This window comes from candidate division KSB1 bacterium (genome assembly GCA_034505495.1).
GTDB lineage: Bacteria > Zhuqueibacterota > Zhuqueibacteria > Residuimicrobiales > Krinioviventaceae > Fontimicrobium_A.
Genome location: JAPDQV010000003.1, coordinates 122,555 through 146,685, shown reverse-complemented (window position 1 = coordinate 146,685; position 24,131 = coordinate 122,555). Strand labels below are relative to the sequence as shown.

Here is a 24,131-nt window from a genome sequence, read left to right as displayed (position 1 = left end):
AACCAGAGGCGCCGGTAACCAATGCCTTCATGGCCGAACCGCTCCCTATTTAACCGCAACAGCGCAGACCGCGTGTCCGAATTGTCTGCGGATGAACTTGGGTAAAAGATTGTAAAGCGGACGAAAGCCGTAATTGTACAATCCGGCTAAAAATCCCTTGCGCGGCGACGGCGTAGCGCGGATGTAATCCAAGAAAATATCGACGTGCTTGAACTGGGACAGCAGCTCCCGCAGCTCCTTCTTGTTGTACAGCCTGGTAATCGGCGCATCCTCGTGCGCAAATTCGAAATTTACCCGCCCCAATTTGGTCAACAGGATCTTCCAAGAATACTTGTAATACAGCGTGATGACGGCTTCACCGCCCGGCCGCAGCACGCGATAGATCTCCGAAACCGCCTTTTGCGTGCTCTCGGTTTGATGAAGAACACCCAGCGACGCCACGACGTCAAAGCTGTTGTCCGAAAAAGGCAGTTTTTCGGCGCTGCCGTGCCGAAAAGTCGCCTCGAGTCCGTTATGCTCGAAATTCTTCTTGGCAAGAGCCAAAGCCGTCTCCGACAGATCGAGACCTGTAGCGCGCATGCCGCATCTTACCCAGTGCAGCAGTTCCCATCCGGCGCCGCAACCGACTTCCAGCACTCTTCCGCCGCGGTGTCGAGCCGCTACTTGTTCGATCAGGCGATAACGGTGCTCATAATTGCGGCGAATGAACGCACCGACGGTATCGAAAAAAACCGGCGAACCTATTTCTCTCGGATCTCCGGTCCAAAACTGCGTCGTATTGACGTTTTCCGTCCAATATTTACGTACTTCATCGAGTGTTCGGCCTTCGCTGCCCTTCCAAAGATAGCTTCCGATGGTATCCGACATAAGCATTCCTATTCATTCTTTTTGCTCGGCAAAGCATAATTTAAGAGATATTCCTGAATTTCCCTTGCTTTTTTTTCCGCCGACCAATTCAATTCCTTTGCCGCCGCTTCTGATGCAGCCAGGATAAGCTCTTCAGCAGGACGACCGGCAGCGCCGATCTCCGTCCGCCTTAGCAGGATGTCCGACAATTTTTGCGCTGCCTCTTCCCGTACGGCAAAAAGAACTTGTCCTTTTACAAACGGCTGTCCCGACACCAACGGCCTGCCGGCATCCGGATCGCACGACAAGACGCGACGGGCATTGGCGCCGTAACATTCCGCCAGATGCAGGGCGCTCTCATCGGTTAATTGATCACCCCAATTCCGCTGCAATTCGGCAATTAATGCGGAAAAATCCTCGAAATCGCCGCCCCAAAGCGGCATTCCGCTGCTGTCAATGGTGTCAGATTTTATGCCGAGCTTGGGAAGGATGAATTTTTTGGTTACTTCTTCGGCAACACCGCGTGCGGTCGTATACTTGACCGACATCACCGTGATCAACCCCGGGTGTCCCGTTGACTTTTCATGATCGATCACGCGGTAATGCTTGACGAGCGTCACGTCGCCGGCAGGGCTGGCCGAGGCCATGGGCAGCAAGCCGGCATAGACGTACCTCGTCGCGCCGAATTTGCGCATCCGGCAATGCGCTGTTGACTTCGGCTAAAAAACTCTCCACCTCTTCTTCGGTGACGTGATAGTCGGCCGGATCGCCCAAGTAAGGTTGATGCGCCGTACCGGCAAGCGTTACGCCGCGCCATGGGACGAAGAACAGCAGCCTCGAGCCCCGATCGATGAGGGCATCCTGATCCTTGTACCGCCGCTGCGTCGGGGCGGCAAAGGCATACTCGCTGGTGAACCGCCGAGAAAGAACCAAATTGACGGCAGTGGAGAAACGAACTTCCGGTTGATCGGCCGTCTGCCGAAGAATATCGTTGAGCCGGCTTCCAGGAGCGGCAACCGTGAGTTTGGCGCGCACGTCGAACCGTTGGTCTCCAAGACGATCGTACACGGTTACACCGACCACCCGATTCTTTTCCAGTAAAAGACTTTCGGCCTTGACATAGTTGGCGACCGTTAAACCGCGTTCCGCGGCGAAATGCAAAAAGGCAAACAAAAGCCGCTCGGAATTCACCATGAGCCCATCGTACCACAAAGCGCCGCCGTTGAGCGATTCTCGACGAATGAACGGTACAATATCAAGAAACTCCTGCTTGGAAAGCATGCGGCCCCTCGGCAGTCGCCGGTCGGGCTTTAGGCCGAAATTGCGGTCAAAACTGATCAGATCGTTCAGCATAATGGCCGCACGCATTGCCTCGGGTCCTTTGATAAAATGGCCGTACGTCGGCATGACGCAGGGCAACGGACGAACCAGATGCGGAGCGATCTTGAGCAGAATGCGGCGCTCGGTGATGGATTCCCTCATGCGGGAAAAATCCGCATGCTGCAGGTAGCGCAGTCCGCCGTGCACGATCTTGAGACTGTTGGAGGAAGCGCCGCCGGCAAAATCGCCCTGCTCGATCAAGGCCGTTTTGAGGCCGCGCAGTACCGCCTCACGCGCCAACGCCGCCCCGTAAATCCCGCCGCCGATGATCAGTACATCGAATGTTTCTTGAGACAAACTCTCCAAATCCCGCTTCATGTCGTGCTCACGCCTTCATATACAGATCGTGCCAAATGTGAAAGACCATCAGCGCCCACAACCGATGGCTGTGATTCTCGACGCCGCGCAAATGCTCATCGATCAGCTTTTGCACATAAGAGGGGGAAAAATAGCCTTTCGCGCGGACGTTTGTTTCCGACAAGGCTTCCATCATCATCGGTTTGAGCTCGTTCTTCAACCAGTTCTTGATAGGAATACTGAATCCTTCCTTACCGCGTCGAAGAATGAGCGGCGGAAGAACGTCCCGCAACGCTTCCCTCAGGATGTACTTGGTGCGGTTGCCGTTGAGACGCAAATGCGGCGGCAACGTCGCGGCAAATTCGACAAAACGATAGTCCAAAAAGGGCACGCGTGCTTCGAGCGAAACGGCCATGCTCATGCGATCGACTTTGACGAGAATATCGTCGACCAGATAAGTCTTGATGTCCACATACTCCTGCTGATCGAGCGGCACATTGGAACCGGAGCTGCGAAAGTATTCGTCGAGAAAGCCGAAACTGTCATATCCGACCAAAGTACGGCTGAAATCCGGCGAGTATAAAAGTTCTTTTTCGCTTTGCTGAAGAAATATCATCCAACGGACATGCTGCAGCTTCTCCGGCAGGCGCATGCCCTCCACAAAGCGCTTGGCGCGATTGATCAGCCCTTTCTTTTTCTCCGTCGGCGGCAGGCGTTCGATGATCGGTTCGAGAACGCCTCGGCGTAAAAAGCTCGGCAATCGGTTCCATTTCGCGGCCATTTTTTGCGCAATGTAGGTGTCGTAGCCGGCCAAAAGCTCGTCGCCGCCGTCGCCGGAAAGCGCTACGGTCACGTGCCGCCTTGCCATTTGGGAAACAAGGTACGTCGGAAAAACCGAAAAGTCGCCGAAAGGCTCGTCCAGCATCCACAGAATCTTTTCGGTCAACGAAACAACTTGCGGTTCTATGATTTCCTCGTGATGCTCGGTATCGAACCAGCGGGCAACGGTGCGGGCATAGGGCAGCTCGTTATAAGTCGCGTCCGTAAAGCCGATGGAAAAGCTCTTCACGCGCTCCGAAGCGGTGCGATGCATCATGGCGACGACGGAGCTGGAGTCCAAACCGCCGCTGAGAAAGGCACCGAGAGGAACGTCGCTCATCAGACGGATGCGCACGGCGTCTTCGAGCAGCTCGCGAAAACGCTCGAAAAGGCGATGTTGCGGCTCGGCGGAGGCGGCATACTGAAGCGACCAATAAGCACGAATCGTGCAGCGGCCGTCTTCATAAAGCAGCCAATGCCCCGGCGGCAGTTTGCGAATTGCTTGAAAGATGCTCATCGGCGCGGGAATGTATTCAAACGTCAAAAAGGCATCCAACGCCTTGGCGTCGATGGTGCGCGGCACGTCGGGAACCTGAAGAATCGATTTTATCTCCGAGCCGAACAGCAATCGATGGTCATCGAGCGCGTAATAGAGCGGCTTGACGCCGAGGCGATCGCGCGCTAAAAAGAGGCGGTGTTTCGGAATATCATAGACGGCAAAGGCGAACATGCCGTTGAGATGGTTGGGGCAATCCACCCCGTACTCTTCATAGGCGTGGATGATCGCTTCGGTATCGCAGCGCGTGCGGAAACGATGCCCTTTAGCTGTCAATTTTTCGCGCAGCGCGTTGTGATTATAAATCTCGCCGTTAAAGACGATGGCCAACGTATGATCTTCATTATACATTGGCTGGGCACCGCCCTCCAGATCGATGATGCTGAGTCGCCGCATGCCGATGCCTGCACCGTCGAAAACCGCCTGCCCTTCCCCGTCCGGTCCGCGATGGATTACGACGTCGCACATTTGTTTAAGGATTGCTGCGTCGACCGGTTCCTCGCGGCGACGATGAATCACTCCGCAAATGCCGCACATTAGGAGCGCGCCCTCATTGCTTGTTCAACAATCCAACTCGTCTTTTGCAGATAATCCTCATAGCTGTAATGCTGTTCGGCCATGCGCCCTGCAGCCTCGGCCAGCTGCCGGCGGCGCTTCGGGTCAACGGCCAACCGCAGGATCGCCTCGGCAAAAGCATGCGGCTCCGGCGCAGCCAGTTCGGCGACGGACTCGTTGAGAATCTGCGTATGCGTAATGTGACGCACGGCCACGATCGGCCTGCCGCTGCGCAGATAGGAGTAAATCTTTAAAGGCGAGTTGGTTCCCTTTAAACGGGGAGAAACTAAAATGTCGCTAACGGCCGTAAAGCTCGGAATTTTCTCCGGCTGAACGAAACCGGTAAAGGTGATTTTCTCGCTCACGCCGCATTCGGCCGCCAAAGCCCGATACGCCTCCACCTGCTGCGGACTCCCGCCGACCAGTAAAAAATGCAACCGCGGCTCGCCGGCAGTCGCAATGGCTGCGCTCCGAATCAGCAAATCGATTCCCTGATACGCCTCGAACGTGCCGTAATAGAGCACCACGGTTTTGCCGTCCAAACGGTATTTTTGTCGCAATTCCTCTTCAAAGCCTGGTGATGAGGGAAAGACGATCGAATTGTCGGCGACATTTTCGATCAAAATGCAGGTCTTGCCGGGGAATTTGCTTTCCACATAGTTCTGCAGTTCGGGGCAAATGGTAATTACCGCCGCAGAAGATGCGACGGCGCGTTCTTCCATACGCTCGAACCAACGAATCAGCAGCTTTGAATCGGAGAACCGGAAATTCTGCAGCTGCTGCGGGAGGCTGGAGTGCATGTCGTACAAATGCGGCAGGTTGTACTTTTGCGCCAGACGGATGCCGAAAAACGCCGCCTCTTCATGTGTATGCAAATAGTCGTAACGGTTCTGCCGCAACAGCTCCACTGTCTTGCGGTAAAGAGTAATGTCGAGAAAAATTTTGGGGATCGAGGGCCCGATTTTGACTGTTTTGATGAACGGCACGCGGGCGGCGCGAAAAATCCGCAGGCGGTCGATCACAATGTCTTGGCCGATGGGATAGGTCACCAAGTCGACATGATGCCCAAGCAGCGACAACGCTTTGATGCGATGCAGAACGCTGAACGGCGTGCCGCGGGGCTGAAACCACGGCTGCGGAGCAACCATAAGGATGTGAAGCGGTTTTGATCCCGCAGAATGTGTTTGCATAAACGACAATTCCAATTTGTGGGAAGTGTTCGCTCGTTATTGGGCACCGTAGCCGGTAATGACGGCGGCTAATGTTTTGAGCATGAGTTTAAAGTCGAGGGTCAGCGACCAATTGTCGATGTATTCGAGATCCATGCGCATCCATTCCTCAAAGCTGATCTTGTTTCTGCCGCTGACCTGCCAAATGCAGGTGATGCCGGGCTTGAGGCTCAGGCGGCGGCGCTGCCATACCTCATAGCGTTCCACTTCGGCGGCAAGCGGGGGACGCGGACCGACAATGCTCATATCGCCTTTCAGTACGTTAATGAACTGTGGAAGTTCATCGATGCTCGTTTTGCGCAAAAAGTAGCCGATCGGCGTAATGCGGGGATCATTTTTCATTTTAAAGACCGGCCCGTCCATTTCGTTATGCGGCAACAACCTTTCCTTCAACGCCTCGGCATTTACCACCATAGAGCGAAACTTGTAGAGCGTGAATTTCCGCCCGTTAAGACCGACGCGTTCCTGCTTGAACAACACCGGCCCCGGCGAAGTGAGGCGAATGGCCAAAGCAACGAGCAGCATCAATGGAGCAAAAAAAATCAATGCCGCAGCAGATATGATGATGTCGAGCATTCGTTTGATGAACAGCTGCCATTCTTTTGCATAAAAAGTTTGAAATTCCAAAAGCGGAAAGCCTACGAAATCGGTTTGTCGGGCGCGGGCGATGTGCAGGTTATAGAGATCCAAAGCGATCGAGGTGGGTACGCCCACTTTTTCACATTCTAGGATAGCCGGTTCGATGCGGTCAAGCCAAAGCCGCGGAACGACAAAGATGACGCGATCGATGACCAGCCGCTTGATGATAAAGCCGATATCCTGAATCCGCCCCAGCACCCGATATCCTTCGATCTCTTTGCCGAAAAGCTGCGGATCATCGTCGATGAGGCCGACGATGCGCAGCCCCCATTGTGCATGATTCTTGACCTGGCGGATGAATTCCTGTGCGCGTTTGCCCGTACCGACAATAAGCAGATTTTCCTGATGATAGCCTTTGGAGTGAATCCGGCTGAGCAGGACAAGCAACAGATATTTTTCGATGAGAATGAGCGACCAGGCTGAAAAGGCGTAAACCAGGAAGAAGAGGCGGCTTGCCATATCGACTTTGAAGAAAAAGATAAGGCTGCCGCAGACAAAACTTGCCCATACCGAGGTCACGGTGATCAAATAGACCAAACGCCGGAAGGAACGGGTTCGATAATCCTGGTAGATGCCATTAAGGTTATAGAGAGCCCACCAAATCAGCGGGAAACCCACGAACATCAACCAATAATTGGAGGCAAAGTAGATAAATCCGGAAAGGGTCGCGCTGCCGGCATAGGCTTTAACTTGAAGAAAGGCAACGGCGCGAATAAATTCATCGACGAAATAGGCAACCGGAAAGGCGGCATATAGAATGAAAAGATCGAACGACTTGAAAAGAGTTTTGATGAATCTTTCCTTATCCGTCAGCATGGCAGTCGCAAGTCGTCAATGCTTTTACTGGTAAAGATTGAGGAACCAATCGGCAAAGAGGCGCACGCCCTCTTCGATCGGGACTTTCGGGATATAGTCCAATTCTCGACGCGCCTTGCTGATGTCTGCAAAGGTGATCGGCACGTCGCCCGGTTGATCGGGCAGAAAATCGATCTGGGCCTTACAACCCAATGCTTCTTCCAACAAGCGGATGAGGTAGAGCAGCTCAACCGTATTGGACTCGCCCAAATTATAAATCTGATAGTCGCGGCACCGCTCAATGGAGGCAAGGATGCCTTGAAGAATATCGGTGTAATAGGTATAATCTCGGCGGCTTCCGCCGTCTCCGTACACGGGAATTTTTTTCCCCTCCCACATCAGCCGCGCAAATTTATGGATGGCCATGTCCGGCCGTTGACGCGGTCCGTATACGGTAAAAAATCGTAGGCATGTTATCGGCAGGCCGTACAGCTTGTAATAGGTGTAGCAGATCAGTTCACCGGCCTTTTTAGTCGCCGCATAAGGGGAGATGGGAAAGTCCACATTGTCGCTCTCACTAAAAGGCACTTTTGTATTGGCGCCGTATACGGATGAGGATGAAGCAAATATAAACTTGCCGACGCCGAAGGAGCGGCTGAGCTCGAGTAAATGGATGGTGCCTTGAACGTTTACCTGTTCGTAAAGGAGCGGCTGTTGAATCGATGGACGAACCCCTGCCCTTGCAGCCAAATGCACGACTATTTCGGGACAGTTAGTTTCGAAAAACTTTTGCAGCTTAGGGAAGTCCAGGATGTCATTTTCGAAAAGAAAAAAACGAGGGTTATTTAGCGCATCATAAAGATTTTTTCGTTTGAGGGCGGGGTCATAATAATCGTTAAAATTGTCCCAACAATAAACCGTATGACCGTCGGAAAGTAGCTTTTCGCATAAATGTGACCCGATAAAGCCCGCCCCTCCCGTCACCAAGATTCGCATGAGCTGCGCCTCCGAATCCACATCAATAGTGGTAATAGCTGTAGCTGCTCTTCAAAATAGATTCTTGCGCACTGTTGATGATAACGCCGATGATTTTTGCGGGTACGGTTTTAAAGACCTGCAGACGCTCCTTGGCGGTTGCAAAATTGGTCTGTCCGCTTTTGACGACGATGGCGACCGCGTCCACCAAGGTGGCGATAACGACGCTGTCCGTGGCAGCATCCAAGGGGGGAGCATCAAAGATGATATAGTCGAATTTGCGTTTGACTTCCGCCACCAGCCGACGCATCTGCAGAGAGCCGAGCAGCTCCGAAGGATTGGGCACCAGCGGGCCGCAGCTGATGATGGATAGATTCGGAATATGCGTCGGATGAATAAGCGAGCTCAACATCGCCTTGTTCGTCAAATAGTTGGTCAGGCCTGGTTCCTTGGGAATGTTGAAAGTATTGTGCAGTACGCCGCGCCGCAAATCAGCGTCGATTAAAAGGGTATTGGTCCGCTGTTGGGCTAAAATAATCGCCAAATTCGAAGCAGTGAACGATTTCCCTTCTTCGGGACTGATGCTCGTAATGAGCAGGGCGCGGATATTTTCGGTATCCCTGGAGTAGAGCAGGCTGGTTCGCAAAGCACGATAGGCTTCACCGACTGGCGTTGGGGCATAGTCGTGCGTCACCAGCTGTCGATCAATCTGCAGCGCTTTTTGGTCATCCCGATACTCCGGAATGTCCTTGAACGACACATAAGGGATGGCTCCGATCACCGGCAAGTTCAGGTGCCGTTCGACGTCCCGCGAAGTTCGAAGCGAGCGGTCAAAAATATCGATCAACGCCGATAAAAGAATGCCAAGCAAAAGCCCCAATCCGCCGCCCATCAATACTTTCGTTCGCTTGCTTGGGTTGTCCGGCGAGGTCGGCGGCACGGCATAATCCAAAATGCGGATGCCGGCTTCGCGGCTGGATTCGGCGACCAGCCTCTTTTGGCTTTCGGCAAACAACATTTTGTAGAGATCTTCATTAATGGCTTTGGTTCTCTCCAACTCCATCAAACGGTATTCGTCATCCGGCAGAGTTTTGAGCTTCCGCTCCAGCTCGACCTTTTGTGCCCTCAATTCCGATTCACGTTCCGCCAATGTATTGCGATAGTCATTGGCAAACTGAATAATCTGTTCCTGCGTATCCGAAATTTGTTTTACGACTTCAATGACCTGAGGGTTGTCCGGCGCCCAAATCGCGCTAAGCTCTTGATACCGTTTTTGCAGCATCTCAAGGTTTTGGCGGTGAATGATGATCTCCGGCTCATTATTTAAGGGCGGGAAATTGGCTATTTGTGATACCACCAGATTGCGATAGGGAGACCCTACCCTTTCTCCTTCAGGAGTCTGGAGACGGGTCAATAAATTGGTAAGCTGCCGCCGTTGCCTCGGCAGTTCTTGAAGATCGCGCTCATTGGCTTTGATTTTCTCAAGAAGATCCTTTTTCTCGAGCTCCAATGAAAGCGGATAGCGGGCATAAAAGTCCCGCAGATTCTGTTCGCTTCGCCGCATATTGGCTTCTGCAACCGCCAGCCGCCGCTTCAGGATCTCACGGGCGTTTTCACTGTCCGACATTTTGAGGCGCTGCATTTCAATCAGATAGCCGTCGGCTATGCGGTTCAACTCGCGCGCCAAAGCCTGCGGGTCCTCGCCTTTCATCGTCATCACCATGGTTTTTCCGCTGCGGCTGAATTCTTTGGTGACATTTCTTAACAATTTTACACCGCGAATGAAAGGCCGAACTCGAAAATGAAACCGCTGCTCGCGATGTGCAAAATCAGGCTGCAGCTTGAATTTGATGCCGTTGATTTCGCGCGGTGAATCGACGGCGTCCCAAGCATTGGCGCTGTCTACGGCAACATACGCCCCGCTTTCCTGCTTCAGATAAAGCTTATAATTGCCGGACTCGTCAATGATGAGCCGATAACGTGCTTCCAAAGGGTTCTCAGTGGTTTCATATTCGGAAAAAACTTCAGAGGGAAAGCGATAAACCGAATCCGAACTTTGAATGGCCAACCCAAGCACTTTTGCCATATGGTGAGTAAAAGACTCACTCATGATCTCCGACTGCGTCTCCGCATCGAAAAAATTCCGTTCTCCCTCACCATATTGTTTGGACTGAAAAACCACGCGGCATTTATAGACAGGCACTTGATTTTTGGCTGAAAAATAAAAGGGTATGGTAGACGCTACCATTAACAGCAATATCAGCCACTTTCGCCTCCAAATCCCCCGAATGATCTTGGAAAAGTCAATTACCGACGGTTCCTGCGGTTCACCGCTCGGCTCGGATACCGGATATTCTTCGAGTGCCATTCCTGCCTTGTTATTTGTTGTTTCGGTTACTGATCGTAATATACAGAATAATCATCGAGGAAATAAAGTTGGCATAACGAATTATGGTATAAAAACTCAATCGATTGATGCGCGGTGCAATGATTTCGTCACCGGATTCCAATCCGAGTTCCTGCACAGACATTCCTTTATACAGAGCGTCCATAAAATTTGCGTAAAGAATTTCACCGTTGCGGATGACGTACATGTTTTCCAAAGCAAAACTGTTGGTTACGCCGCCGGCCTGCGATAGAAAATCCCAAAATGAGGTGTTGGGACTAATACGGTACATTCCCGGCGAGCCGACTTCACCTCTGATGATCAAACGAATCGTCGGAATAATGACGATTATAATGTCTCGTCCATAGGGCTGCAGCTTTTCATAAACAGCTTTTGTCGCCTTGTCGACCGTCAAGCCTTCGATCTTGATCTTTCCAAAAGCCCCCAACTGAATATTGCCTTCGCCGTCAATGACAAAATCCACATTATGAAAAGCGCTCAGGATGCGATTGCGCTCCACTTCCATATTATTGTCGTAAATCAAAAGTTTAAAGCCATCAGCCTTTTTGAAGACAAAGGGACCTTCTTCCGCCGCTGACAGAAAAAATGGCTTTAAAAAAAGGAGGAGAACAACAATTCTCTTCATAATGCCTTCCTGTTTTAGCGCGATCGATAGAAGCGGAAACGCTTGGCTTTGGTGTGAAGGTTCAAGCTCTTGAGAATTCTATGCAGCTCAAACAAGCCGACTTTGCAGAATCCGAAGCGCGGGCTAAAAAGCATTTTGCGGATCCCCCAAAGCCCCAGCATCGGATTCTCCAGTACGATCCGCTTGATCTTTTCGTTCAAAGGCATGCGCTTCTCATCGGTATTCCCGTTGGTCATTGGAAAGCGCGGCGAATAATGGCGAGCTTCGAGAGGCGGCAGCGATGTTTCCGGAACCGGCGATTCTTCCTCTTTTTCGAGGTGAACCATCTGCTTTTCCGGTTTCGGAACGGGAATCGGCTGGCCATCGGCCGTCAAAACATCGCGATAAAAGTCAAAGTCGAGAATCGCTTCATCTGGAAATTCATAAGCCGACAAAATTCGGTGAAATTCCAGCATTTCGAACACTTCCTGCACTTCGGGATTCATCGCCGACAGCTTGAGGTCGCCGCCCTTTTCCTTAACACGATTGATTTCACTGACAAACACCCCCCATCCGGCACTGCTGACATATTTTACATCCGATAGATCGATCACCAACTGATAATTTCCTTTTTCTATCGTCTGATCAAGCCGCTTCTGCAGCTCAGGCGAAGTGTTGGTGTCGATGTAGCCTCCTGTCTCGAAAAGAACGATATCGCGCAGCGCCCCCACCTGACGACTTGTAATCTCAATGCCTTCCATGCCCTCTCTCAGCTGATTAGTTTAATCGAAAAAACGCAGGCAAAAACAATGCCTTTTACGTTGCCGATCAGCAGATGCAGAACCATGAAGGCAATCTTTATTTAACGTCAGAAATTAATGAACATAGAACCTTTCCACCGCCCGTAGCTTATACCGTCTTTAAAAAACCGATAGGCTGTTCAGGACTTTTTTTACCTTGGGCTGTCAAAAGGCGAGACACTGTTGTTGCAGAATAGAACAGGACTCATTGTTGGGCAAGAAGTTGCTGATAGATTTTCGAATAGTTTTCCGCCGAAGTCTTCCAAGAAAAATCCATCTTCATGGCGCGCTTTTGAATTTTACGCCATGTTTTTTCATCTCGATACGTAACCAATGCATTTTGAACTGCGGCAAGCAGGGCATTCGCCGTATAGGGTTCAAACACAAAGCCCGTACCCCGTTCGGGATCGCTAATAAAATCGATGACCGTATCCGCCAAACCTCCGGTTTTTCGGACGATCGGCAGGGTACCGTACTTCATGCTGTACATCTGATTGAGGCCGCAGGGTTCAAAACGAGAGGGCATCAGGAACATATCACTGCCTGCTTCGATAAGGTGGGCCAGCTCCTCGTCCAAATCAAAAAAAGCGGCCGTCTGCTGCGGAAATCGCTTCATCGCTTCCTTGAAGAATTCAACGTATCCCGCTTCCCCTTCCCCAAGAACAACCAATCGACAGTTGAGCGACATCAACTTTTCGAATGCTTCGATCACCAAGTCGAATCCCTTTTGCTCGACCAAACGCGACACCATTCCGATCACCGGCGTTTTCTCGTCGACAGGTAATCCGGCTTTTTCTAGTAAAACTTGTTTGTTCTTCAATTTTAAGTCCAGCGTAGCGGCGGAATATTTACAAGGTAAAAAGGAGTCCGTTTCAGGATTCCAAACAGACTCGTCGATGCCGTTGAGAATGCCGTAAAGATCCTGCGACCGTGCTTTCAATATTTCGCCCAATCCGGCACCGAGCTCCGGTATTTCTTGTATTTCTCGCGCATAGGTCGGACTGACGGTGGTGATCAAGGTCGCCGTGCTTATTCCGGCTTTTAAAAAGTTGACACGGTCATAAATAACGGCTTCCTCAGATTCCGGACGGCTGGGATCGAGTCCTATTTTCGGCATTACTTCCTTTGGAAAAGATCCCTGATAAGCCATATTGTGGACCGTCAAAATGGTACGAATACCGGCAAAAAAGGGGTCGTCGATGAATTCATTCTTGAGCAGCCACGGAATCATTGCCGTCTGCCAATCGTTGCAGTGAATGATTTGCGGCTGCCAATGCAGCAGCCGGATGATCTCCAACACTGACCTGCAGAACAGCATGAACCGCTCGGCATTGTCGGGGAAATCCGCATGGCTGGTCGAATCGACATAAAGGTCATGTCGTCCGAAAAAGGGCTTGTAATCCAAAAAATAGATTTGAACCTTTGAATTGGGCAAAAAAGCGGAGCGAGCGCTGGTGACATACTCAATTCCGCCCATTTTCACCGGGATTCTTTTCAGCCGGATGACTTCCCGCAGAATATGGCGTCTCTCGCTGATGACGCCGTATTTCGGCATGATGACGCGAATATCATGGCCCATTTCGAACAACGCTTTCGGCAGGGAGCTGCTGACGTCGGCCAAGCCGCCTGTTTTTGCAAACGGAGCCACCTCGGAGGAGAGGAACAACACCCGAAATTTATTCTTCATGAGCCCTTCCCAAGAATCGGTCTTTTAACCTTCAAAATCAATTTTAAAAATCACTTAAAGATACCAATTTTTTATGTTTTTTCAAACAAAAAAGGGTAACTTGCGTTACCCCTTTTTCACGAAAATATCTAGCGCAGATAAGATCGCGCGCGTTCTCGATATTCGCTGTCGGGATAGTTGTCCAGTAGTTTCTGAAACTCTTTCCTCGCTCGTTCCATGTTGCCCAACCGGACGTAGCACAAACCGATTTTCAGTTGGGCATCATCTAATTTGTTTGATCCAGGGTAATTGAAAACTTTTTGAAATTCCAACAGCGCCTGTTCATAGTCGGCCAATCCATACCAACATTCTCCTTTCCAGTACTGGCAATTATCGACCAAAGACGGATCGCCGCCGGCACGAATCAACTCGTCAAAGACGGCCATCGCTTCTCTGTAGCGACGATTGTGATAAAGCTGCAGAGCCTCGTCATATCGCGCGCGAAAAGCTGTTTGGGAATAGGCTCGCACGGATTGAGCTTCCTGCAGACTTTTTTCTTGAGCGCGAATGATGCTCTGCTTCAATTCGGCCTCTTCCTTCAACGCCCTTAATTCTCTCTCTTTACGGTTGAGGGCATTCGTTAACGAATCCGTCGTTTTGGGAGCGGCCGCAGGCTGCTGCTTCTTAGGCTCCGATTCTGCAGGGGGCGTCTGAGCCGCCGGCTTGTTGAGTCCGAGCAGAGTCAAAATTTCCTCTTCATCGGACATGGAGCTTTCTTTAACCAAATTGCCGATGGCGTCTTCATCTTCTGCATACAGGCCGCTCTGCGAGGTGGCGCATGAGAAAAACGTCAGAGCAGCCGCGGTTATGACCGAAAGCATCAGCCGACCGGCCCATCGTTTCGCTTTCATGATTATACTCCTACTCATTGATATTCTGCTTTCTCATGACAATGTACGCCGCCCCGCCCCAACCTAACAGGGCAACAATTCCCGAAACAATCCGCCATCCGGTTCCGCTGCGTTCAACTTTCATGACAATCGGCTTTTTAGGCAGGCCGGCGTAGCCGATTCCTTTCATCGTTTGGTCTACCGCAATGATGCAGTATTCCAACGTTCCAAGCTTTAAATAATCCCCGCGCAGAATTCCTTTATAGGTCGTTTGATCCGCTTCTTTCGCCAACTGCAGGATTTTCCATTTTGAGGTATCGGAGGTGCGATAAATGACCGCAACAATCTTGATCGGCACAGGGGACGTAACGACGGCTTTGATCTCGACGTCTTTGCCTGCCTCGGCACGTTGGATCGGATAATGGATGACGCGCGGTCCCTTGCGATTCCCGGCGCGCCCATAGTCGGGTTTGCCGTCGTGGTCCCAAAAACCATTCTTGTCTTCAGGCCGGTTCGGATCGGCGTCATATTTCAGAGGCACACCGTCGCGGTCAAGGTCCTCCGGATCTCGGCTGCGGATCGAATAGGATATTCCAGCCCAAATCGAGGTAATGCCGTCATTTTCGTCGCCGTTCGGATTTTGGTCCAGAAGATCGATGCCGGTATAGCGAAAATCTGCTCCGACAAGCAGACTCAAACCATTGTCGAACGAGAACTCTAATCCGCCGGAGGTTTTGAAGAACATGGCCATCCCCTGCTGATCTTCTCCATCACGGCGGATGATTTTTCCGTCATAGACCGCCTTCCACATCAGGCCGCCGAAACCGACACCGGCAAAAGGATTGACGGTTGCATGCGGAGCAAAATTGAAACGGAAATCCAATTCGATCGGCAACGCAGAAGTCGTATATGCGTTCGGATCGTAATAAAGCAGATTGCCGAGAAAGTAAAGATTCTTCTCGCGCGTCCGTAGAATCGAGCTGTTTACCTCTGCACCGACAGTAAAATAAGGAATCGGCGAGTAACTTAAAAAGAAAGAGCCCATCGAGTTGAAGCGCGGCTCCTTCCAATCCCCCTCGAGCTTGTTGATGCCCGCTTTTAGACCTATGCCGAACTTGTCCTCTGCTTCCGCTGCAGAGAGATGGATCAAGAGGAGGATAACGACCGCCCAGGCAGCTTTCGTTCTCAAGATAGCCTCCTTTTGCGTTGGCAAAGAGCCGGAAAATCTCTTTTCCGACATCGGGCAACGCATGAACGTTTCAATCTTCAACCGGACTGTGACATTTTCTTCAAATTAAAATTTGCAACAATAATGCCAACACCGGCGACTATAAAAGCGATGCTTAAAAGCTGATTGATGGTCAATCCCAAAGTACGCATATTTAAAACAATCGTACTCTCTTCGTAGTAACGGAAAATGTCGATCGTAAAGCGGGAAATTCCATATAAAATGAGAAAAAGTGAAAATAGAAATCCGTCGAACCATTTATAGCGTTCAGCCCACAGCAATAGGCCGAAGATCATCAATCCGTAAAGGGAAGAATAAAGTTGCGTGGGAATAAGAGGTTGATTTGGGAAAACACCGCCCGCCGGACTATCGAGAGGAAACGTGACACAAATGGGATGATGGCCGTTGCAGGGCAGGCCGAAGCAGCATCCATTAAGGAAACAGCCGATTCGGGTAATAAAGATACCTAACCCGACGGTCGGGATCATCACATCGGCAATTTTGAAAAAAGGTTTTTTCTTAATGCGGAGGTAAATAAAAGCGGTGATGAAGCAAAAGATAATGCCGCCCATGACGGACAAACCGGCAAGGCCGATTTGACCGTTGCTTTGAATGGGGCTGATAGTATCCAGCCACCGTCCTCTGAATTCATCCAAATGAAACAGCACATAGAGCAACCGCGAGCCGATAATCGCGCTGATGATCATCAACACGGACAAGTCCATGATGGTGTTTTGATCGACATTTGCCTTTTGGGCGCGTTTCAATGATATCAAAATTCCCAGTAAAAACGAAACAGCCAAAGCGAGACCGTAGGAACGCAGCTCGAAAGCACCTATTTTAAAAAGTACCGGGTACACAAATCCTCCTGTCGTTGATATATTTTTTATTTCCAGGCGGCAAAAACGGCTGAAAGTCTATTTCTTTCTCGCCGTCCCACCGAAAAAGTTTTGCGGCACCGTCATCCAAGACGGCAAAAGTAAAGTTTTTTCCCCAAAAGCCCGGGTTCAAATAAACGCCGTTCTGATAAGCAGCCAAGGCGGGCACATGGGTATGACCGAGAATGACCACCTGGTAGCCTTGCTCGATTTTTTGAAAAGCAAAATCACGATAGTCATCGTCACGATAATCTTTGCCGTTTTTTTCACCGGCTTTGCGGCTGAGACCAGAACAATAAAGCGCCAGGGGAATCCCAATATCGGGATGGACCGCGCGATAAAGATTAATCGAGAGCCGATTCCGTAATATTTTTTTTAAGAGCCGATAACCGTGATCGCTTTTCAAAAGGCCGTCGCCATGTCGAACATAGATGCGCAGGCCGTCGTATTGAAATGAAAAATCGTCGGCATGAACAATCAGGCCGATCTCTTCGGAAATAAACGAGTTGAGCCAGAAATCGTGATTGCCGACCAGATAGTGGATGGGTATGCTTTTGCTCATTAAGGACAAAATAGAAAGAATTCGGAAGTGTCTTTTAGGGACAGCATGGCGATATTCAAACCAAAAATCGAAAAGATCGCCGACGATAAGCAAATCTCCTCTTTCTTTTTTTACATGACAAAAAAAAGAGTACGCTTTCTCTTCCTTTTCGCGCTCAAGAGCTTTGCTCTCGGCTCCCAAATGTAAATCTGAAATGATGTAAAGCCTGGACATGCCTCTTTTTCCACATTTTCTTATTGATAATAAGAATTTAGAGCGATAAAAACAACAAACTTTAAGAGGGGAAATTCTATTCAAAAAATGCATAATTATCCCTAAATTAAAGTGCCATGAAGATTCGTTCGTATGCAAAAATCAATATTGGGCTGCGGATTTTGGGTAAAAGACCGGACGGCTATCATGAATTGGAGACGCTCTTTCAACAGATCGACTTTTGTGATGATCTGTTTTTCGAACCTTTACCGTCCCATGAAATCATTTTAACTTGTAACGATCCGGCTTGTCCGACCGACGACCGAAATTTAATTGTTCGTGCAGCGAATTTATTAAAACCTTTTGCCAAGAATGAACACACAGGCTGCCGAATTCATTTGATCAAGCGGATCCCGATGGGCGGCGGATTGGGCGGCGGCAGCAGCAATGCCGCCGTCACCCTGAAAGCTCTGAATGAGCTTTGGAATTGCCGCATATCGCATGATGAATTAGCGGCACTTGCGGCGACAATTGGGGCCGATGCCGCTTTTTTCATTTACGGCGGTCTGGCATTGGGTGAAGGCAAGGGCGAACGCATCACGCCTCTGCCGCATCGACCGGACTATTTCGGCGTGCTCCTCATACCCGATTTTTCAATTGCGACAGCGGATGTTTATCGGAAACTGAATTTAAGCTTGACTTTAATCATGAAAAGTTCTAAATTTAAAAGCTTTGCAAGTAATCTTCCGCCTTTTGCCGAGTGGAAGTCTCTGTTTACTAACGACCTCGAGATCGTTGTTCTTCGAGATTTTCCGATTTTGCGGCAGCAGGTGGAGCTGTTTTACCAATTAGGCGCCTTTTACGCTGCATTATCGGGCAGCGGCTCTTCAGTTTTCGGTCTGTTTTCTAGCCAAGAAGCGGCAGAAACTGCTGCTGAAAAATTGAGAAATACAGGCGCACGAACGGTTGTTTTTCGACCGGTATTTACGTAATTCTGGGGCGTCGGCAAGCGGAAAGCCTCTGGATTTTGGATCCAGCATTCGGAGGTTCGAATCCTCCCGCCCCAGCATTAAATTTTGTCAAGACCTGCAGAATGCGGGTTTTATTGTTTTTGCATTCATATTTTCCGTTCACAGCATGACCGTGTCAAAGCCCGAAGCGGAAGCCAAACTTTTTTCCGGTCGTTCCAATAGACCGTTGGCGGAAAAAATCGCCGAACATCTCAAGATTCCGCTGGGGCAGCTGTCCGCAAAAAATTTTGCCGACGGCGAAATTTGGGTCAAGTATGAAGAGAACATTCGCGGCGCGGATGTTTTTCTTATTCAATCGACCAATGCACCCGGCGACAATCTGATGGAGCTGCTGATCATGCTGGATGCGGCGCGGCGCGCTTCGGCGCACACCATAACTGCGGTGATTCCCTATTTCGGCTATGCGCGGCAGGATCGTAAGGATCAGCCGCGAGTGGCCATATCGGCCAAACTGGTGGCCAATTTGATCAGTACGGCGGGCGCAAAACGAGTATTGACGCTCGATCTGCATGCTTCGCAGATTCAGGGCTTTTTCGATATACCGGTCGACCATCTCTATGGAGCGGCTATTTTCGTCAAGCATATTGCCGCACTCAAGCTGCCCAATTTGGTGGTCGCCTCGCCCGACATCGGCGGCATTCATCTGGCGCGGTCTTATGCCGTGCGCCTGAATACGGAGCTTGCGTTGCTGAACAAGCGTCGGGTTAAACATAATGTCTGTACTGTGACGGAATTCATCGGCGACGTGCGCGGCAAAAACGTTCTGCTCGTCGATGATCTGGTGGATACGGCGGGCACCCTGGTCAAGGCTGTCGAGGTGCTGAAGGACAACGGCGCCCAAGAGATCTATGCCGCCTGTACACATGCCGTTCTCTCCGGAAATGCACCGGAATTGATCGAGAAATCGGCATTGAAAAAAATCTTTCTGACCGATTCGATCTTTGTGCCGCCGGAGAAAAGGACGCCGAAAATGGAATTCTTGTCCGCCGCGCCCCTTTTTGCGGAAGCAATCTACCGGATTCATCACAAACGATCGATTTCCGATCTCTTTCCGCAAAAGGATGCCGTTCTTCATTAAGACAGCGTTTTCGACAATTATTTTGTACACTGTAACGATAAAGCGACACATCAACAGAATCGGAGCTCGACAATGAGTGAAATAGTATTGAATGTAACCACTCGTACGGCATTAGGAACCGGTGCGGCAAAAAAGATCCGCCGCCAGGACCAGATACCGGGCATTTATTATTTTCACGGAAAACAGAATATCCCTTTTGCCATCGAGCGCAAAGCCCTGCGCGCCGTCTGGGGACACGAGTCCGCTTTGATCGACGTAGTCTTTGACGGCAAGGATAGGAAAAAATGCGTCATCCGCGACATACAGTTCGATCCCATCTCGGGCAAACCGATTCATCTCGATTTGATGGGCATCGAAATGACGGAGAAAATCCGGGTCAACGTGCATGTGGCGCTGCACGGAACGCCGATCGGCGTGCGCGTCGGCGGCGGCCTGCTGCAGCAGGTTCTGCGTGAGGTTGAGGTGGAATGCTTTCCTGCCGATTTGCCGGAAGTGATCGAATTGGACGTTTCGCAACTCGATTTGGGAGACAGCCTGACGATCGGCGATATCCATCTGGAAAAGATTACTGTGCACGGCGACCCGGAAACGGTGATTGCCACCGTCAGCGCGCCGCGCGGCGAAGTTGAAGCTCCGGCTGCCGAAGAAGCCGGTCCTGCGGAGCCCGAAGTGATCACCCGCCGTGCTAAGGAAGAGGAGGAAGAGGAAGAAAAGTAAAGCGGCCTCCCCATTGTTCCGCTCATGCCTTCTCCTTTCCTTATCGTCGGGCTCGGCAATCCGGGCCGCCGATACGAAAAAACTCGGCACAATGTCGGCTTTATGGTTGTCGACCGGTTGGCGGAAAGATGGGATGTCCGGTTTCGCAAGCTCAATTCCTACGAATTGGGCGAGGTTCTTTGGAAGGATGAACGAGTTTTCCTGGCAAAACCGCTGACCTACATGAACAACAGCGGATTTGCCGTATCAGAACTCGTCAGGTATTATCGAATAGAACTGAATCGACTGCTGGTGATCTTGGATGATGTGGAGTTGCCGTTCGGCCGCTTGAGGATTAGGCGGCAGGGAAGCTCCGGCGGGCATAACGGCCTTGACTCGATCATCACGCAGCTCGGTTCCAAAGAATTTGCTCGTTTGCGCATCGGCATTGGCAACGAATACGCAAAGAGGGACATGGTGGATTTCGTTCTGTCCCCCTTTTCCAAAAATGAGCAAGAGGAACTCGAATCCGTACTGATTCGAGCCGTCGAGGCCGTTCAGGTGTTTATCGAGAACGGTGTAGATCAAGCGATGAACCGCTTCAACTAAATCGTCGACTCACCTTTTGCCGGGAAAGGCGCCATCATCTCCCTCTTGTCGGTTCCAAGCCGCGAACAGAGAAATCAATCATCATTCCCATCACATACTTTTGGAGGATACTTTGCGCAAGTATGAAACGATTTTTATTCTGGACTCGCTGCTGAAAAACGAAGAGATCGACGCCATCGTCAACAAATACGAGCGGTTCATCTCGGCAAACGGCGGCCAAATCAACGTCACGGAAAAGTGGGGCAAGAAACGACTGGCCTACGAAATCAAGAAGCGTCAGTATGGCTATTATGTTTTGATTCGTTTCGACGGCCCGCCGACGATCGTCAAAGCGCTGGAGCGCGAACTGCGTCTGAACGAAGCGGTCCTGCGCTATAAAACGCTGCTGATGAACAAAAAAGCCATCGAAGCACTGGCCGCTCGAGGCATTGCGACCACGCCGCAGCCGGCTGCCGAACCGGAACTCTCGGTTGCAGCAGTCACCGCCGCAGAATCTGAAAAAGCGTCAGAAACCGCCGAACAATCAGCGAAAGCAGAGGAGGAACCTGCGGCTGAGCCATTTGAAAACGAAGCCGAAGAAAAGCAGGACTAACTTTGAGACACCTTCACCTTAATCGGCAGAGGCAAGACGTTCTGCAGGAGCAGGAACATGTCTGAGTTAAAGATGCCGGACATCAACACCATTCTAATAGCCGGCACGGTGACCGGCGAGCCTACGCTGCGTCGAACACCGGCAGGAACGGCCGTCACCAATTTTTATATCGCTTCCAACCGCAAATACCGCGACAACGCCGGTATTTGGCGGGAAAGCGTCTGCCATGTCGGGGTCGTCGCTTGGCAGAAATTGGCTGAAATCGCCCATGAGATGCTCAAGCCGGGGACCGTTGTGCTTGTCGACGGCGAGCTGCAAAGCCGTTCCTGGAAGACCGAAGAGGGCAACAATAAAAGCGTTGTGGAGATCCGTGCCCGCAGAATACAATTTCTCGAAAATTCCGGTTCACGCGATCTCGGAGAGGAAGCCGCTCCGGCCGAAGAGGAAAAACAGCAACCCCTGCAACCGGAGATTAAAGCCCAGGAAGCCTCAGGCCGACAAATTGTCGGTCCGACCGAGTTCGATTTCGGCTATCAAGATCTAAAAATCTAACTCTAAACGTCAGAGGAAAAGGATGCTCAAGAAAAAAAGAATTTGCCGCTTTTGCGAAGAAGGCGTAACTTATATTGATTATAAGGATGATAAACGCTTGCTGCGGTTTACGACGGAGCAAGGCAAGATCATTCCTCGTCGTACTTCCGGCACCTGCGCCAAACACCAACGGCAATTGGTGAGCGCCATTAAAATCGCACGAGAGTTGGCTCTTATCCCCTACATCTCGGACATTGCAAAATAAACTGCGACAGGGAAAACACCGATGAAGATCATACTGAAAAGCGACATCGACAAGCTCGGCAAAGCCGGAGACATTGTTGAAACCAAGCGCGGTTATGCCCGAAATTATTTAATTCCCAAGGGATATGCTGTCGAGGCTACGCCGGCGAATTTGAAAATCATCGAGCAGGAAAAGGCGGCGGCGATGCGTCGTCTACAAAAAGAGATCGACGAGGCGAAAAAATTCGCCGAGCAGCTCGAAAATGTTTCAGTAACCGCTACCGTTCAGGTCGGCGAAGAAAACCGAGTTTTCGGCGCCGTCACCAATCAAACGATTGCCGAGCTGTTGGCAGAGAAGGGCATCGAAATCGATCGTAAAAAGATACTGCTCGAGGAACCGATCAAGCAGCTGGGCGTTTTCGACGTGCCTATCAAACTCCACAGCGAAGTAGAGGCAAAGATCAAAGTGTGGGTTGTGCGCGAATAGCGGTTCGACCCTTTGTACTCGTTCCATGAAAATTTGTCCTTTTTGCAAAAAGGGCGCAGGCACCCTTTCGCTGCCGCGCCCTTTTTTCAGATTATGACTGTTGACACCGGCATGGCGGCACTGGATAATTACTGTGAATTTCTAAATCTATAAAAGTGTCCGAAAGAAACTATAGGCGCCGGTCTCTTCAAAAATTGGCAGTTAAAAAAGGGAGTAAAAATGGAAACCTCTTTTCCCCAATGCCTGAAATGTAAACAGGGGGTGCTCGTTCCTCTCTCCGATTACGGTAGAGACGGCAGCTCCATCCGGTTCAAAGCCTGGGTGTGCACCAATCCCGAATGCGGCTATAACCTTCGCATCGATAACGGCGAAATCAGCCGCGGCTTTGAGATCAAGCAGGCTGTCAGATAACCTGTATTCTGCAGAACTTTATCTGCGGAATTGCGCGGAAATTATGCTGCACCGCGATGACAACAGAAAACCTTTCCTTACGCCGTCCGGTCGCGCCAAAATCGCCTCGACTCTTGCGGCATTTTTTATTTGGCTGATGGTTGTTGCCGGTGACACCTACACTTACGAGACCGAAATCCCGATCGAAATCGTTCCCTTGGAAAAAGACATTATCCTAACCTCGCCGCCTCCACAAAAAGCCAGAGTGCTTTTGGAAGGCGAAGGCCGGTTCCTTTTTACCTTTTTGCTCTTTCGCGAAGGAGCATTACGGATGAATGTGGGATCCGACACCGGCAGGCTGGTCATCTATCCAGGCGAAAAGGACATTTTCCTTGTCGGCGGCGGCCAAAATCTTATTGTCAGGCGATTGCTGCGTCCCGACAGTCTCGTGCTTCATGTCGACAAGCTGATCACTCGGGAACTACCGATCGAAAACCGCGTTACTCTCAAGAGCGCTCCAGGCTATACGATTGTCGGCCGGCCGCAATTGACGCCCGACGTCGTCAAAGTGCGCGGGCCGCAAAGCTTATTGGCGCCGCTAAAGGCAATTGCAACCGAGGAGCAGATTTGGGAGGACCTTAGATTTCCGATCGAAAAAAAGGTCGCTTTGGTACGTCCTATAAACCGTGCATCGCTCTCTCCTCAGGAAATCGTTATAAACGCAGACGTACAAAAGCTCATGGAAAGAAAATTTACCGATATTCCGGTTACCGTCCGCAATCTGCCTGCTGAACTGGATGCATTCGTTGTTCCTTCAGGCCTCGCTGTAACGATCGTCGGCGGAGTCAACGTCGTATCTCAGATTCAAGCATCGGACATCCGTGCTTACATTGATTATCAAACTGATGCGGATCATTCGGTATCGGAATTTCCGGTTACCCTTGAGCCGCTTCCTAATGTGCGCTTTCACGAGGTTCAACCGGAACGCTTTAAAGTGATCATTCAACATCGACGTGTGGAGTAGCGCTTTTGATCGTATTAGGGATTGAAACGTCTTGCGACGAAACCAGCGCCGCAGTGGTCGACGACCGGCGAGCGCTGAGCAATATCATCGCCACCCAACAGGTGCATCAAACCTACGGCGGCGTCGTTCCGG

General features: G+C 50.7%; 26 protein-coding genes and 1 tRNA gene. 12 read left to right on the top strand and 15 right to left on the bottom strand.

Features of this window, described 5'->3' with window-relative positions; translation table 11 throughout:
• Nucleotides 1-45 precede the first annotated feature (45 nt).
• From ONB24_02620 to ONB24_02550, 15 genes are all read right to left on the bottom strand, one after another.
• Nucleotides 46-867: a class I SAM-dependent methyltransferase gene (locus ONB24_02620; GenBank protein ID MDZ7314997.1), complete on the bottom strand. Its 822-nt coding sequence runs from the start codon at nt 865-867 to the stop codon at nt 46-48.
• 8 nt (nt 868-875) lie between these two features.
• Complete coding sequence (locus ONB24_02615) at nt 876-1,493, bottom strand: hypothetical protein (protein ID MDZ7314996.1); 618 nt, start codon at nt 1,491-1,493, stop codon at nt 876-878.
• Nucleotides 1,429-2,544, bottom strand: a complete 1,116-nt coding sequence (locus tag ONB24_02610) for an FAD-dependent oxidoreductase (GenBank protein MDZ7314995.1) — start codon at nt 2,542-2,544, stop codon at nt 1,429-1,431. Before ONB24_02610 ends, ONB24_02615 begins: the two co-directional genes overlap by 65 nt.
• A 7-nt stretch (nt 2,545-2,551) precedes the next feature.
• Nucleotides 2,552-4,435 (bottom strand): asparagine synthase (glutamine-hydrolyzing), encoded by a 1,884-nt coding sequence (gene asnB / locus ONB24_02605; GenBank protein ID MDZ7314994.1) that lies wholly within the window; start codon nt 4,433-4,435, stop codon nt 2,552-2,554.
• The gene (locus tag ONB24_02600; protein ID MDZ7314993.1) at nt 4,435-5,643 is read right to left on the bottom strand and encodes a glycosyltransferase family 4 protein; all 1,209 of its coding nucleotides are present in this window, start codon (nt 5,641-5,643) and stop codon (nt 4,435-4,437) included. Before ONB24_02600 ends, asnB begins: the two co-directional genes overlap by 1 nt.
• Before the next feature lie 36 nt (nt 5,644-5,679).
• The gene (locus tag ONB24_02595; protein ID MDZ7314992.1) at nt 5,680-7,137 is read right to left on the bottom strand and encodes a sugar transferase; all 1,458 of its coding nucleotides are present in this window, start codon (nt 7,135-7,137) and stop codon (nt 5,680-5,682) included.
• 24 nt (nt 7,138-7,161) lie between these two features.
• Nucleotides 7,162-8,112 carry a GDP-mannose 4,6-dehydratase gene (locus ONB24_02590; GenBank protein ID MDZ7314991.1) on the bottom strand — a complete coding sequence of 317 codons (951 nt, stop codon included), beginning with the start codon at nt 8,110-8,112 and terminating at the stop codon, nt 7,162-7,164.
• A gap of 22 nt (nt 8,113-8,134) precedes the next feature.
• The gene (locus ONB24_02585; protein MDZ7314990.1) at nt 8,135-10,459 is read right to left on the bottom strand and encodes a polysaccharide biosynthesis tyrosine autokinase; all 2,325 of its coding nucleotides are present in this window, start codon (nt 10,457-10,459) and stop codon (nt 8,135-8,137) included.
• Between the two features lie 10 nt (nt 10,460-10,469).
• The gene (locus ONB24_02580) at nt 10,470-11,123 is read right to left on the bottom strand and encodes an SLBB domain-containing protein (GenBank protein MDZ7314989.1); all 654 of its coding nucleotides are present in this window, start codon (nt 11,121-11,123) and stop codon (nt 10,470-10,472) included.
• A 14-nt stretch (nt 11,124-11,137) separates the two neighbouring features.
• Complete coding sequence (locus ONB24_02575) at nt 11,138-11,863, bottom strand: STAS domain-containing protein (GenBank protein MDZ7314988.1); 726 nt, start codon at nt 11,861-11,863, stop codon at nt 11,138-11,140.
• A 244-nt stretch (nt 11,864-12,107) separates the two neighbouring features.
• Nucleotides 12,108-13,589 carry a glycogen synthase GlgA gene (glgA, locus tag ONB24_02570; GenBank protein ID MDZ7314987.1) on the bottom strand — a complete coding sequence of 494 codons (1,482 nt, stop codon included), beginning with the start codon at nt 13,587-13,589 and terminating at the stop codon, nt 12,108-12,110.
• A gap of 128 nt (nt 13,590-13,717) precedes the next feature.
• Entirely contained in the window at nt 13,718-14,479 is a 762-nt protein-coding gene (locus ONB24_02565; GenBank protein MDZ7314986.1) for a tetratricopeptide repeat protein, read from the bottom strand.
• Nucleotides 14,480-14,489: 10 nt separating this feature from the next.
• The gene (locus tag ONB24_02560; protein MDZ7314985.1) at nt 14,490-15,647 is read right to left on the bottom strand and encodes a porin family protein; all 1,158 of its coding nucleotides are present in this window, start codon (nt 15,645-15,647) and stop codon (nt 14,490-14,492) included.
• A gap of 77 nt (nt 15,648-15,724) precedes the next feature.
• On the bottom strand, nt 15,725-16,546 hold the full coding sequence (gene lgt / locus ONB24_02555; GenBank protein MDZ7314984.1) for a prolipoprotein diacylglyceryl transferase: 822 nt from the start codon (nt 16,544-16,546) through the stop codon (nt 15,725-15,727).
• The gene (locus ONB24_02550; protein ID MDZ7314983.1) at nt 16,527-17,339 is read right to left on the bottom strand and encodes a UDP-2,3-diacylglucosamine diphosphatase; all 813 of its coding nucleotides are present in this window, start codon (nt 17,337-17,339) and stop codon (nt 16,527-16,529) included. Before ONB24_02550 ends, lgt begins: the two co-directional genes overlap by 20 nt.
• Before the next feature lie 116 nt (nt 17,340-17,455).
• On the opposite strand from ONB24_02550, the gene ispE reads away from it, so the two are divergent.
• From ispE to ONB24_02490, 12 genes are all read left to right on the top strand, one after another.
• Nucleotides 17,456-18,310, top strand: a complete 855-nt coding sequence (gene ispE / locus ONB24_02545) for a 4-(cytidine 5'-diphospho)-2-C-methyl-D-erythritol kinase (GenBank protein ID MDZ7314982.1) — start codon at nt 17,456-17,458, stop codon at nt 18,308-18,310.
• Nucleotides 18,311-18,313: 3 nt separating this feature from the next.
• Nucleotides 18,314-18,385: transfer RNA gene (locus ONB24_02540), tRNA-Gln, on the top strand.
• A gap of 70 nt (nt 18,386-18,455) precedes the next feature.
• On the top strand, nt 18,456-19,427 hold the full coding sequence (locus ONB24_02535; protein ID MDZ7314981.1) for a ribose-phosphate pyrophosphokinase: 972 nt from the start codon (nt 18,456-18,458) through the stop codon (nt 19,425-19,427).
• Between the two features lie 72 nt (nt 19,428-19,499).
• Nucleotides 19,500-20,144: a 50S ribosomal protein L25 gene (locus tag ONB24_02530; protein MDZ7314980.1), complete on the top strand. Its 645-nt coding sequence runs from the start codon at nt 19,500-19,502 to the stop codon at nt 20,142-20,144.
• A 24-nt stretch (nt 20,145-20,168) separates the two neighbouring features.
• Entirely contained in the window at nt 20,169-20,732 is a 564-nt protein-coding gene (gene pth, locus ONB24_02525; protein MDZ7314979.1) for an aminoacyl-tRNA hydrolase, read from the top strand.
• A 112-nt stretch (nt 20,733-20,844) separates the two neighbouring features.
• Nucleotides 20,845-21,324 (top strand): 30S ribosomal protein S6, encoded by a 480-nt coding sequence (gene rpsF / locus ONB24_02520; protein MDZ7314978.1) that lies wholly within the window; start codon nt 20,845-20,847, stop codon nt 21,322-21,324.
• Between the two features lie 57 nt (nt 21,325-21,381).
• A complete protein-coding gene (gene ssb, locus ONB24_02515) occupies nt 21,382-21,876 on the top strand; it encodes a single-stranded DNA-binding protein (GenBank protein ID MDZ7314977.1) in 495 nt (164 codons plus the stop codon).
• A 22-nt stretch (nt 21,877-21,898) separates the two neighbouring features.
• Nucleotides 21,899-22,120 carry a 30S ribosomal protein S18 gene (gene rpsR, locus ONB24_02510; GenBank protein ID MDZ7314976.1) on the top strand — a complete coding sequence of 74 codons (222 nt, stop codon included), beginning with the start codon at nt 21,899-21,901 and terminating at the stop codon, nt 22,118-22,120.
• Nucleotides 22,121-22,141: 21 nt separating this feature from the next.
• Nucleotides 22,142-22,585, top strand: coding sequence for a 50S ribosomal protein L9 (gene rplI / locus ONB24_02505; GenBank protein ID MDZ7314975.1), 444 nt, complete (start codon nt 22,142-22,144; stop codon nt 22,583-22,585).
• Nucleotides 22,586-22,804: 219 nt separating this feature from the next.
• Complete coding sequence (locus tag ONB24_02500; GenBank protein MDZ7314974.1) at nt 22,805-22,996, top strand: hypothetical protein; 192 nt, start codon at nt 22,805-22,807, stop codon at nt 22,994-22,996.
• A 43-nt stretch (nt 22,997-23,039) separates the two neighbouring features.
• Entirely contained in the window at nt 23,040-23,999 is a 960-nt protein-coding gene (locus ONB24_02495; protein MDZ7314973.1) for a hypothetical protein, read from the top strand.
• A gap of 53 nt (nt 24,000-24,052) precedes the next feature.
• Nucleotides 24,053-24,131 (top strand): hypothetical protein (locus tag ONB24_02490; GenBank protein ID MDZ7314972.1); only part of this gene is annotated, 79 nt, incomplete at its 3' end.